Annotated in this window: 6 protein-coding genes and 1 pseudogene; 2 read left to right on the forward strand and 5 right to left on the reverse strand. The window is 60.6% G+C overall.

Annotation, left to right across the window (positions count from 1 at the left end; genetic code table 11):
• Positions 1-180: 180 nt before the first annotated feature.
• Positions 181-2,601, forward strand: coding sequence for a TonB-dependent receptor (locus JNL55_RS36580; protein ID WP_293866827.1), 2,421 nt, complete (start codon positions 181-183; stop codon positions 2,599-2,601).
• A complete protein-coding gene (locus tag JNL55_RS36585; protein WP_293866830.1) occupies positions 2,601-3,998 on the forward strand; it encodes an aldehyde dehydrogenase family protein in 1,398 nt (465 codons plus the stop codon). Before JNL55_RS36580 ends, JNL55_RS36585 begins: the two co-directional genes overlap by 1 nt.
• A gap of 4 nt (positions 3,999-4,002) precedes the next feature.
• Here the strand turns inward: JNL55_RS36585 and JNL55_RS36590 are convergent, their stop codons facing one another.
• From JNL55_RS36590 to JNL55_RS36610, 5 genes and pseudogenes are all read right to left on the reverse strand, one after another.
• Positions 4,003-5,643, reverse strand: coding sequence for an SMP-30/gluconolactonase/LRE family protein (locus tag JNL55_RS36590; protein ID WP_293866833.1), 1,641 nt, complete (start codon positions 5,641-5,643; stop codon positions 4,003-4,005).
• A 4-nt stretch (positions 5,644-5,647) separates the two neighbouring features.
• On the reverse strand, positions 5,648-7,081 hold the full coding sequence (locus JNL55_RS36595) for a carotenoid oxygenase family protein (protein ID WP_293866836.1): 1,434 nt from the start codon (positions 7,079-7,081) through the stop codon (positions 5,648-5,650).
• 151 nt (positions 7,082-7,232) lie between these two features.
• A complete protein-coding gene (locus JNL55_RS36600) occupies positions 7,233-11,756 on the reverse strand; it encodes an AAA domain-containing protein (RefSeq protein ID WP_293866839.1) in 4,524 nt (1,507 codons plus the stop codon).
• A gap of 45 nt (positions 11,757-11,801) precedes the next feature.
• The gene (locus JNL55_RS36605) at positions 11,802-12,767 is read right to left on the reverse strand and encodes a glycosyltransferase family 2 protein (RefSeq protein ID WP_293866842.1); all 966 of its coding nucleotides are present in this window, start codon (positions 12,765-12,767) and stop codon (positions 11,802-11,804) included.
• Positions 12,768-12,979: 212 nt separating this feature from the next.
• Positions 12,980-13,564, reverse strand: a pseudogene (locus JNL55_RS36610) (hypothetical protein); the annotation flags it as partial.

A 13,564-nucleotide genomic window follows, 5' to 3' on the forward strand; every position in this document is an offset into this window, starting at 1 on the left:
CCGCAGGGCCTGGCCGACTTCATCGCCAAACCCACCAAGAAACGGGACGACTATCCCGAAATGCCGCCACAAGACTATCTCGATCCCGAGACGCGTCTGGCAGTGGCGCACTACATGCTGCAAGTGACGAATTGACAATGAATTGACTGATGACTGGCCAAGTAACGGAGACGAAGGCTCATGAGCAACAGCAAGAACCGGCTCGCGTATGCAGTGGCAACCGTGCTGACAGGAACAGGTTTGGTGGCGTCGGCGCCGGGCGTTGCATTGGCGCAAGAAGCCGCCAGCGACAGCATCGAAGAAATCCTGGTGACCGCTCAGCGTCGCACTCAGTCACTGCAGGACGTGCCGATCGCCATGCAGGTCATCGACAGCACACTGATCAAAGATGTGGCCGCGGAAAATCTGGGCGACCTGAATGGCTTCGTGCCGGGCCTGGTGATTTCGGATGGCAGTCCAACTCAGCCTCGCTATCAAATTCGCGGCATTCAGACGGGCGACTTCGGCGTCGGTACCGATCCCGCGGTCGGTGTCTACGTTGACGGCATCTATGCCGCTCGCTCCGGCGCATCGTTGCTTGCGTTCAATGACATCGATCACATCGAAGTGCTGAAGGGTCCACAGGGCACTCTGTTCGGCCGCAACAGCGCGGCCGGCGCGATCTCCATCGTCACTCGCCAACCCGAAGACGAATTCCACTCACTGCTTCGAGTCCGCGTTGGCGAGTACGGCAAGCAGTACTACGAAGGCATGCTGAACACGCCGCTCGGCGACAGCGTCGCGCTACGTATCAACGGCGTTTATAACAAGAGCGACGGCTGGCTCGAGGATGCAGCCACCGGCCAAGATCTGATGCCCGAGAAGAATTGGGCCGGCCGCGTCGCGCTGCGCTGGAAACTTTCGGACAGCACCAGCGCCACACTCTCTTGGGATCATGACGACTTGGATCAGCTGGCGCGGCCCGCGATCGGCCTGATCCCCATTGGGGCCGGACAAACTCAAGTCGGCTTCCCGGCCGATCCCGCCAGCTATATCGATCCTCGCAAAGCGCCGGTCTACAACGACGTGGTCGGCAATGAGGAATCGCGCAAGCTCGACCAGGTGAACTTGTTCATCGATCACAACTTCGGCGGCGCGGACTTCCGCTCCAGCACGTCGTGGCGCCAGTTCGATACTGTGAACCGTGAAGACGAGGACGGCACCAACCTGATCGGCGTGTACTTCGACACCGCCAACATCGAAGACAACCAGAGCTTCTATCAAGAGTTCAAGTTCTCTGGCAAGACTTCCAACATCGACTGGGTCGGCGGCGTGAGCTACTACAAGGAGAAGGCCAACCAGATCAGCGACACGCACACTTACACCGACGGCATCGACACTCTAGGCGTCAATCTTGGCATCTATGACGCGGTCGGCATCCCCTTCCCGCTGTACGCCGGCACTAGCAGCTTCATCGAAGAGTTCGGCTTGACCATGCTCGGCATGCCATGGCGAGAAGCCATGTACAACCGCGGCAACTTTGAAGCGTACGCGGCGTTCGGCGACGTGATCTGGCACGTGAACGACAAGACCAACCTGACGTTCGGTTTGCGCTACACGCACGACAAGAAGGAGTTCACGTGGATCAACGGGCCGCATGAGACGCCGGAGCTCGACGCAGTGGTCGCCGGCTTGGAGCAGCTCGGCTTCTTCACCGTATTTCCCATTCCAGCCGAAGCTTATCGGTTCTCGGACATCATCTTTGCGGTGGACACGCCGCCCGGCGGCCTGACCAAGAAGGACTCCTGGGATGACGTGAGCCCGCGCTTGGTGCTCGACTACAAAGTCACACCGAACGCCATGGTGTTCGGCTCGCTCGCCAAAGGCTACAAAGCCGGCGGCTACAACAGCACCGAAGTCGGCTCGGAGTTCGAGAACGAGGACGTGTGGAACTTCGAAGCCGGCATCAAGAGCGTGTTCCCCGATGCCGGTGTAGTACTGAATGCCTCGGCCTTCTACTACGTCTACAACAACAAGCAGGCGATCGCGTTGGCCAACGACGTCGATGGCTCCGACATCCCACAGTACGTGATCGATACCAGCGACGAGAAAGCCTGGGGCGTCGATGTCGACGCACAGTGGCGGCCGGTGGATCAGCTCCGACTCTATGCCAACGTTGCCTTCATCGACGCGACTTACAAGAGCAAGATCACACGAGGCACGGATCCACTCGATCTGTCCGGCGAGCCGACTGGCGAGCCCTATCTCAGCGCTTCACTCGGTGCGAGCTACGGCTGGGCGCTCGGTGCTGCGGGCGATTTGGAACTGTCGAGCCGATATGCGTACCGAGGCAAGTCACGCTGTAATCAGGACTCGGAGCGGCAAGGCACCTGCGCGCTGCAGGCCGTGTTCAAAGTCGGCGAAGCCACCAATCGTCTGGACCTGCGACTCGGCTGGACCAGCGCCAACGACACATTCGGCCTCGCGGCATACGTGACGAACGTGCTGGACGACCAGTACGTGAGCGGCATCAACAACATCACCACCAACACGTTCGGCACGCCGTTCGCGTCGATCTCCGAACCACGCCTGTGGGGCGTAGAAGCGACGGTGTCGTTCTGATGCAGGCCCTGTTCGATTCTCATGCAGCGACGGCATTGCGGTTGAGACAATCAACCGCTGCCGAGCGGCGACTCAAACTCACCAAGCTGCTGGCTGCCATTCTGGAGCGCAAGGATGCGCTACAGGCAGCGGCGCATGCTGACTTGAGCAAACATCCCACCGAAACCAACCTCACCGAGCTACTGCCATTGGTCGGCGAGCTGAAGCACTCCATTGCAAAGCTCAAAGGCTGGATGAAACCGCATCGAATCAGCCCGACCCTGGCCACACTCGGCACCAAGTCTCGGGTGATGTATCAGCCCAAAGGTCGCTGCCTGCTGATCAGCCCGTGGAACTATCCGTTGAGTCTGGCCCTAGGCCCGCTGGTTTCTGCCGTCGCCGCAGGCAACACAGCGATTCTCAAACCATCGGAGTTCACACCGAACACCAATGGTGTCATCAAGGACATCATCAGCGCCGTGTTCGCAGTCGACGAGGTCGCTGTCGTCGAAGGTGCCGCAGACACCGCCAACGCGCTGCTGGCGCTGCCCTTCGATCACATTTTTTTCACCGGCTCACCCGGCGTTGGCAAGATCGTGATGGCTGCGGCAGCTCGCAATCTCACGTCTGTCACATTGGAGCTGGGAGGCAAATCGCCCGTCATCGTCGACGCAAGTGCCGACCTTCGCGGAGCTGCGGAACACATCATCTGGGGCAAGATGGTGAACGCCGGCCAAACCTGCATCGCCCCGGACTATGTGTACGTGCATCGTGACGTCGCCGACCGCTTCGTCGATCTTTGTCGTAGCACCATCGCGCAGCGCTTCGGCGACAGCGACGCGGCGATCAAGAGCAGTCGCGACTTTCCACGCATGATTCACCGCCGGCACGCAGAACGCGTCGCTCGGCTCATTGATGAGGCAGTTCAGTCTGGAAGCCAGGTCGCTTGTGGCGGATCGGCCGACGTCGATGCACGCTATGTCGCACCCACACTGCTGAGAAACGTGCCTCCAACCGCAAAGATTCGTAGCGAAGAAATCTTCGGCCCGGTCCTGCCCATTCTGACCTTCGACTCACTGAACACGGTGATCGCCGAGATCAATGCGGCACCGAAGCCGTTGGCGCTCTATGTTTGGAGCAAGAGTGAGCGCAACGTCGAAGCCATCACCACCAACACCAGTTCCGGCAGCCTGTGCGTGAACTTGTGCTTACAGCAGTTCGCCCAACACAACTTGCCGTTCGGTGGCGTCAATACCTCGGGGATCGGTAACGCTCACGGCTTCTTCGGTTTCAAAGCGTTTTCTCACGAACGGGCTGTGATGGCGGCCGGGCCGCTCTCAGCCCTGGAGCTGCTGTTTCCGCCCTACAACGAACGCAAGCGCCGGCTGAGCGAGATGCTGATCAAACATGTGACGTGAGCCGTCATTGCTGCTGCCAAAGGCGAATGGTGGCAATCGAGGCTTGGGTGTAACCGGGAGGATCGGTGTCGCCGCCCAGCGCGACCTGACTCGTAAGAGTGTTGGTCGTCAACAGCCCGCCCACATACGGCGGCGGCAATCCGCTCAACACCAACTGACACCGAACCGGGAACAGACCGGCTTCCGGGAAATCCGTCCTCACCGCCAGACATTCGCCGTTGCCCTGAAATGACAGCGAGCCCAAGCTGACCTCGGCATAGAAGTTCTGTCGGGCGCGTTCTTTGGTGGCACCAAAACAAGCACGCAGCTCAGCGACACGCGTGTCCTTGGTTTCGACGACTCGGCCATCCTCGGGCCGCAACCGCAAACTCCAGAACGAAAAGAAGCGCTCGGCGTCCTGCGGGAATGGCTCGAATCCGGTCTTCGCGGAAGCACACCAACCGGCGACCGGCTCATGTTGTTCTCGGATACTGCGAAGAACGTAGATCTCTTCCGGCGTGGGCTCCGAGTCAGCCGCAGTGCTATCGGACGTGATCGGCGGCAGCCAGCCGATCTCGTGCGCATCCAAGCTATGGATGTAGAGGCGATCCTCTGTCTCCGTAACGCCGGTGGTCTCCGGATAGGCGCCGCTCGGGTCCTGCAAATCTTCGGTGACGCGGCCGTCTTCGTCGAAGGCAAACACGTGTCCATAAGGCTTGCCGAGCGGAAGGAATGACCGCGGCAGCCTCAGTAACACTTTTCTCAGGAACGGCTTATCAGCCAACGAATCAGCCGCGGGATTGCGAGGCTTGACCAGCCCGACCCAGATGCGACCATCGCGCCCCCGCATCAAGTTGTCCGGATAGCCCGGCAGGTTATCGAGCAAGATCTTGGCTTGCGGCGAACCGCTTTGAACTTCGACGTCGTGCGCTCGGCCGTCGATCTTCCAGACGCGGTAGCGAGCCGTCTCGTTCACAAAGAGCGTATGACCGTCGACTGACAAAGCGATGCCGTTGGCGAAAGACAAGCCACGGGCGACGATGCGCGTCGTGTTGGTCGCCGGTTCATACGCCAGAATGCGACCGGTCCCGGATTGCTCCATCACATCGAGCACACTCGCTGCGTAGGTACCCACCCAGTCCGCTGGAGCAAAGCGCGTCGACGAGTCGGTGAAATAGATGGTTCCATCCGGCGCCACCACGACCGAGTTGGCATAGCGGATCGGATCGTTGGCACTCACATGATCCGTCAGCACGGTCGTGCTCTTGTCGGGTGCGATGGCCACCAATCCCTTCATGGCGTCGGCAGCGATCAAACGCCCCTGTGCATCGAAGTCGAAACCGAGGACGCGGCCGCCTGTATTCGCAAAGATCTCCTGCTGCGCACCGTCGGGCTCCATGCGCAACAGGTTGCCGCTGGTCATCGCGGCGTAGACCTTGCCGTCCTTGCCGATCGCGATGTGCTCTGGCCCGGTCTCGCTGCCAATGGCGATGGTCCGCAGACCCGACAGTCGCGAATTAGGCGCATGCGCACCGGTGTAACCCGGCGGTGTCGAGGCTTGCCACGGCACAGGCTCTACCGGCACCGGCCAGAACGACAGATAGGCAACCGCTGCGATCAGGAGCACGACGATGACGACGACGATCTTGCGTGCGATGGCTTTCATCGACTCACCCTTCCTTACGTACGAATGAGCCGTGGAAGCCGAGAGGAATCGAGCTCTGCACCTCGGCACTTGCGATCAGAGCCATGCTCTTAGCATCGATGACCGCAAGGATGGACGTCTCGGCGTTCTGCGCCGCTCCAACCGTCAACAAGACCCCGTCATCCTCAGCGTCGCCTCCGGGTCGCGAGACGAACAGCGGCTCGCCGAATATGTGGTCGCCATCGCCGAACGCAGTCGACTTCCCGGTCTCGAGGTCGGCCTTTACGATGGCCGAGTCATAGGCACCGCCCGCTTGGTAACCGTCGGAGGCGCCATACGCGAAGCGATAGGCCTGCCCGTTCACCCGCTTGTAGTTGGTCGACGGGAACTCGAAGCCAACATCGCTCAGCTTCTCGACCGTGACGCGCTCGACACCGGGACGCATGACCAGCCGAATGAGCGAGGGCCTGAGATCGGGCAGCTCGGCGACCATACGATCGGTGCGCAGGGACGCCATGATGTTCTCGTTTGGATAGGCCAGCAGATCGAGAACAGTCGCATCGGCACGCTCAAAAGCGTTGACCGTATGAAATACAAAGAAGGGGTCGGTGAGGTGCTCACGAATCTGCCCGTTAGAGCGATCGATGACCACCAGCCGCGTGCCCTGCTCCGGCTGCCAATCGAAATGATCGATGTAGCCCTTGCTGGACCAGAGCATTTTCACCGGGCTGACGGCAAACGGGTGCGCCACCAGAATCGCGTGCTTGGGCGTCACTCCAAAGGTGTGGATGTAGGGGACGCGCTTGGTTCGCCATGAGCCGATGATGTCTCGCTGCCGTGCTGCCGGTGAATGCTCATAGATCGAGACCACGCCGCTGACACCGAACCCGGTAGCGACGTTCATCACCTTGCCGCGCTCGAAGTCGAAATGCGGATGCGCCGACATGATCGTCCCGCCGAGCGCGCCCTTCTCGTAGTCCACGAATCGGACCGCCGCCAGCGTCTCCTCGTCGATGATGTTCTGGCGATCGCCTTCGGTCATGGCCACCAGTTCCTGTCCCATCTTTACGATGTTGACGTTGGTGTTGTCGGAGATGCGAGCCACCGGCTCGAAGATTCGTTGCAACAGCGGGCGCACCGTCGGCGTCCCGAACGAACCGAGGTTGGCTTTGCCGTGCCAGGCATCGCGCGCCACTTCGGAGTCGAGCAGTCGGGAACGAAAGTCGACGACCGAATCGCCAATACGAAAGGCGTAAATCATCCCAAGACCGTCGAACCAGTGCTGGGCTCGCCAGCCGTTGGTTTCGAACACGGCGGGACAGGTCCGGATGACTTCGCCGCGCAACCAGTCAGGAATGTTGCCTGAGATTTTGGTTGGCACCGCGGCTGGGTGCTCGGATGAGCGGCGGAACGGCGCCAGAGTTTCGATAGACCGCGTCGGCGAGATAGCAGCACTCATGGAGGGCTCCTCGTACAATGGTCCGGAGGCAATGAGTCGAGATATTGCCGATCGAGCCTAGCTGATTCACCGCCCTCATTCGGGGCAGTCGCTGTTTTCAACGCCAGGGTCGAGCGCTGCTCAGGATGCTATCAAAGTCACTTGTGACAAGCTAAGGCCGTTTACCGAATCTTCGGCGCGATTTAGTTGGCTTCTCGGGCACAGCATCGGTCGCGGCCACCACCGGCCGGCCCATCATTTCTTTCAGTTCTTCGACCAGTGACTGTGCGGGCGGCGCCTCTTCCACCGGAGTGGAACTGAGTTCCCGTGGATGTATGCCGATCTCTTCCAACCGATCAAACACACGGCGTAACGCCGCATCCGGATCTCTATAGAAAGCACTGCCACGGATGCGCACGAACTCCCAACCCAAACGTTCGAGAACGGCCTGTCGTGCAATGTCCTCACCCAGACTCTCAGGCGTTCGATAACGATCGCCGTCGCATTCCACCGCCAGACGCTTGTCGTCGCTCTCGATCACCATATCGATTCGGAAGTGACCGACACTCATCTGCTGCTGCACTCGAAACCCCGCAGCGCTGAGGCGCTTCGCCACTTCGCGTTCGAGCGGCGACTCCGGCTCCAAACGATTCCGCTCGGCGCCAGGCGGAGCCAAGTTCGGCTGCTGCGCGTGCTGAAGCAACTGGAACCGCAAGTCGTCGGTCTTCAGATCCCGATCCGCGTCGAACGAGTACACCACCCACAATTGATCTCGCGCACGACTCGCGGCAACGTTGTAGCGCTTCTTGACCAGTTCATACGCGCCCTCTCGCACCGTGCGCAATGCCGCTTCTTCCGGCGCACTGTCCACCAGAGATAACAAGATGATGTCGCGCTCGTCGCCCTGAAACTCGGCGGAGATACCGGCGAGGATGCGTCGCTTTTCCAATTCCACGCTATCGATGCGCTTGTGAAGCAGCGACTGGATCAGTAATGCCTGTTCCTCCTTCACCATCGAGATCACGCCGATGGTCTTGCCTTCGTAGGCGGGATGACGCGTCATCGCCTTGATCAGCGACACGATTGCCTCGGCTTCGCGAGGATTGACATCGCCTTGCCGTGCACCTGCCACTGGAAAGGGAACACATGCCGGCTTGATGTGCGTCGAGTTCGCCGCACGCAGCGGCAGGATCTTGCCGTCGTACGACAGCCGGTTGCTGAACGCGATGATCTCCGGCACAGAGCGGAAATGTTCGATCAACCGCACGGCATCGCCAAACGCCTGCCGCCCGATGTCATAGATGGAAGACATGGCATCGAACAGATGCGCATTCGGGAAGTCATGAAGCATCGACTTGCGCAGGTTCTCGAGCGCCGTCTGCTCCTTACCCACGCCCAACGGTGTCACCTGCTCGTGGTCGCCGACGATGACGACCTGCCGTGCCATGTATAGCGGAATGAGCGCATTGAGATCTGCTTGGCTGGCTTCGTCGACGATCACCAGATCGAAGCAGGTCGCCCGCGGATCGAAGGTCTCGGCGACCATGGAGATCGGCATGATCCACACTGGCACCGCTTCGACGGAGTGCTTCATAAACTTTCGTGCTTCGGTGAGCAGCGTCTGCCGACGCTCGGGATGCCGCGTCGACATCAGCCGCTTGGCCGTGTCGAGCCAACCGATCAGCGCTTGTCGGATGGCATTGTTTCCTTGCAGCCGCGCCAGCTGTTGACCCCACGCAGTGGCGTCGATCAGCTCTTGAGTCACCGGCCGCAAGCGGTCACGGGTTCGATCCGCTTCGTATTGCAGCGTCTGTGCATCGAGCCGATCCATCTGCACCAGCGTGTCGTGCAGCTGACGATAGATCCAAGCCAGCTCCAGATCGCCCGGCGGATGCCCCTTGTCGTGCGGCGCCTTGCGATCCTGCAAACGATCCGCCCAACGAGACGCCACCTCTCGCAATCGAGTCAGCAGCTCATCCCGCTCCACCGTCAGCGGTTTCACAGCCATCAAACGCTGTACGTACTCGCGAGCCGCTTTATAGGCACTCGCATCGCGAGCTTCCACCGCAGCGAGCAACCGAGATGCGCAACCCAGCCCCACGGACTTCGGATCGATCTCACCGACGCGACCAGCCAGCTGCTGGAACCACTCGTGGATCTCTCGCTGCTTGCGTCGATCCGATTCGGTGGCCAACAACGGCGGCAACACTTCCGAAGACAGTCGCTCGACCGTCTGATACTCAGCCAGCGGACTTGGCTCACGCGGAATCTGTGAAACCAGTTCGTCCAGTCGCAGCCCTTCGCCACGCAACCGCTCGGCCAGCATTCCCCAGGTATGCTCGTGCCAGTCGAGACAGTGACGAACCTCATCCGTGAGCGCACGGCACGCAAGCTCCGGCTCCGACCCCATGGAGCGAAACAGCGAATCGATATGCTTGCCGATGAGCGCATTCCAGGCATCTTCGAGTTCGAGCCGTCGCACTTCCAGATCGGCCAGCATCGCCAACACATGGAAATGATCGATGCGCGAAGGCTCCCCGGCCGCGACCGAAGCCGCCTTCACGAACTGCCGCCACTCCGAACGCGTCGCCATCTGCAGGAAGCCCAACCCTCGCCCTGCTTCCAGATGCTGGACGATTTCCTGAGCGATGCGTCGTTGAGTGTCCGCCGGCATCGACTTGGCCAATTGCGGTCGATGATGACGCAACAACGCACACTGAGCATTCGCTTCTGCCGCTTCTTCGATGCCGTGAATCAGTTGTTCCCAAACCTCACGCTGCGTGCCACCGTTGATGCCGGCGACGATGGCGTACGGCCGCCACGCCTGCCTGCGTCGCAGCTCGGAGAATTCTTCTGCAAGAGTAGCGGCCAGCGCGTGGATCGCAGCGCTGCTGCCGGTTTGAGTCCAGCGATGCGAACCTGCGGACAAATCCGCTGCCGCGAGCCGCCGATGCTCCGACGCCAGCGATTCGAACTCGCGCTCGGAAGGCAACTCATCGAGATTGGGTAGCGGACGACGCGCATCCTGCTCCTCATCAGCGGTAAACGCGGCCCCGAGAGCATACAAACGCCCGAGCTCGTTGGAATTGAGCGGCAACGGCACAGCCAACTTCACCGGCCCTGGAATCCACGCGTGCTGAGCACCGTGCGCCTTCACATACTTGGCCGCATCGGATGGCGAGAAGCGCCGCTCATCGACCGCGATCTCGCGATACTCGTTCTCCAGTGCCTCGCGTAGATCACGTTGGAGTACCTGCAACTCGGTGAGCAATTCCCGGCGCCGTTGTCCGAGCCGCGTGGCCCGCGACACTAGCGACGCGCTAGTCTGCGTCGTCAAGCGTTCGGTGATGGAACCAATGGATGTTTCCAACTGCCGGCGTGCATCTTGATCGCTACCCAGTACAGCGACGCATAACGGCCGCAGCACATCCGGCACCTTGTCACGCAGTACGCGCAACGCTTTCGCCGTCTGCGCCGTGACCAGAATCGACTTGCCCTGTGCGAGCTGATGGCCGATCAAGTTGGCAATCGTATGTGTCTTGCCGGTGCCGGGCGGCCCTTGCACCAGCACCGAGCCGCTATGACTCAGCCGCTTGATGATCTGGATTTGTTCCTGGTTGGCCTCCTTGCCGAGCAGCACCTCATCGTCATCGATCGCAGCGGCAGGAACCGACGGAGTCTGTTCGAACGAAGTGCCTGCGATCTGCGCCATCGCCGGTGCGAATGCCTTGCGCTGATCGATGTCGTCGATGATGGCGTCGACGGCGTTCGCGATCCCGCCGACACGCTTGCGAAGAATCAGCATCGGATCGCGCCACATGCGGGGCGCATCGGAAGGTTCGTCAGCAACGCGCTCTTTGAACAAGCGACCGCTGGTGGGCGACAACGTCTGCACCAGCGTCTTTAGATAAGTCTCGGTTTCGTCAGCGCCCCACGGATGCAAACCGGCGTTTTCCAGCTCGGCCGTTCGATTGCGTAACGACGCGGCGGCTGTGTTTTGTAGATCTACGAACAGCGCGCTATACAGTTCGGTCGGCCGGTCTGTTTCGTGAATGCTGAACTCCGCAGCGCTGGCGTCGAAACGCAGCTCCACGCGTTTGAGCATCACCGGATGATCGATGGGCACACTGCCTTCGATGGATGAGACCGCGCGCCAATTGAGCCGGCCATCGGCAGCCACCAATTCGAGCAACTCGCCGTCGCGCTCGATGGCCGAATGAATCTCATAGAACAGCTCGAAAAAGCCCAGCGCCTTGCGAGCTGCGAGCTCGGCAATGACCCACTCCTCCCGCACAGCCACCCAGGCTTCGAAATCGGCCAGTCGCTGTTGGTCGTCGTCGAAACGAATGTTCAGCGGCGGGCTGTCGGCCGCGGCAACGTTACGAGTGGCAGCGAAATACGCCGCCTTGGTGGGATCGTCCCAGTCCGATAGCAACCAGTTACTGACGTTGAACGGAGGTGTGGGGCACGGCGTCGACGCGGGACGCGCGATTCGTAACAGGCAATCGTCCGCCAGCTGCGCACCGTCATTGGCGCTGGGACGATTGATCTGTACGCACGGATGGTCGGGCGCATCGGCCAGGCGAATCGCCCGGGGATGCTGGCTCAAATGCCGTACCGGCGGGAAGCGCAGCTGATTGGCTTCCTTCAGGAACAGGTACAGCTGCCGGAGCTTGTGCCGAATGTGCTCGATCATCCGAGCAGTATTCGGCCCACCGGCTGAACCGGATTTAAAGCAAGGTTACAGGCTAAGCGGCACCTCGGTGCCGAAGTGTCGCTTGGCCTGGTGAATCACCTCGCGTGCCCCACCGACGGCACGGCCGGTGAAGTACAGATAGAACACGCCGGCGTTCACCAGCCGCGAGGTCAGGCCGGCTCGGCGCCACTTCCAGACCGCACTGGCCAGACATAAGAAGCCGATACCGACGGCGGACAGGTCGGCGAGCATCCAGTATTGACCCAGGACGCCGACGAACAGAGTCAAATGCAGCACCGCGAACATTGCCGCAGTGATGGCCACTGGCGACGCCAGGAAACTGCGCATCGAAGCGAAATCGCTACGGCCATGCCAGGCTTCACGATTGATGAATTGCTTGGCGGTCGAAGGATAACCCTGATGCAGCACTCGCAAATTCCGATCAGGCGAAACCCGAATGCCGGCATCGGCGGCACGCATACAGAACTCGACATCTTCGCCGGAGACCATGTCTTCGTCGAAGCCACCGACCTTGGCAAAGTCGGCGCGCGCAATGATCAGATTGCCGCCGTTGAGATAGCTCTGGGCACCGCGAGCGTACAGCGAGCCGAACCAGTGCCGTTCGATCCAGGACGGCTGTTCGACGATGTCGTACACGTCGCCGGTAATGACTGACTCTCTGGCGTGATCGGCCAGGGCCCGGATGCTGGCGATCCATTGTTCGGTCGCGATAACGTCGGCGTCCAAGAACGCCAGTATCGAGCCTCGCGACGCCTTCACACCAGCATTGCGGCCTGCGCCCACTTTTGAACGCTCGATCGACACTACTTTGGCGCCGCCCACCCAAGCGCGGTTGGCCGTGCCGTCGGTGGAGCCGTTGTCGACCACAATAATTTCGAAAGCTGGATCGCCTCGCAGCGAAGCCAGGCTAGCCAGCAACACCGGCAGATCGCGCTCCTCGTTGAACGCGGTGATGATGATGCTGATGTGCGCTTTTGAGACGTTGGTCACTACAGTCCTCGCCGGGCTGCTGCGCTCGCAGCAGCTTGTCCGCCCCCCACTGGCGATCAAGCTACTCCACGAGGTGTGAGAGCGCTGTGACTTTATTGTTCCCTATTCGGGAATCGGTTCGAACTGTGATGCAGGCGGTACGGGGAATTCCTAGGTGACGGCGAGCGCCTCCGCCCAGTGGCGACCTATGTGTGATGCAGTCGTCATCGTGCTCATTGTTTTCTGAGTTCGGTCCAGTACGGCAATGAATAGCCCCAGCGACCTTCGTAGACCGAATCCGCACTGACGTATCCATTGAGGACATCGCCGCGCAGTTGCAGATGCACCGACAAGGTCGAAGGCAGGCGCCGAGTGTCGGAGGTGGCAACACTCGCCAGTGAATTGCCGCTCAACATTCCGTCTTTGAAAGTGACGTTGTTGAGCAGCGCCTCCTGTTGCAGCGTGGTGCGAAAGGCGAATTTCGGCGCGCCACCGACACGAAGATGGATATCGCCATTGGCGAACACCTGCAACTGCATGGGCTGTTCGCCTTCATAAGTGTGAATGATGCCTTGCCAGCTGCCCGTCAACTGGGCGTTCGGCTGAAATGGCTGGGGCCGGGCGGCCACGGCAGCAGTGGCTGGCGTTTGCTCGCGCCAGCCAGGCAACAAGCTTCGCAGCAGCACCGAGTGCAAGCCCGATGCGCCGCCATCCGCATTCGATAGCACCACGACGCCGGCATTCTTCTCGGGAACCATATATAGCGCCGTGCCCACCCCGGAGGTCGAACCTTCGTGCCAGACCAGCTCATAGCCGCC

This window comes from Steroidobacter sp., assembly GCF_016790065.1.
Lineage (GTDB): Bacteria > Pseudomonadota > Gammaproteobacteria > Steroidobacterales > Steroidobacteraceae > Steroidobacter.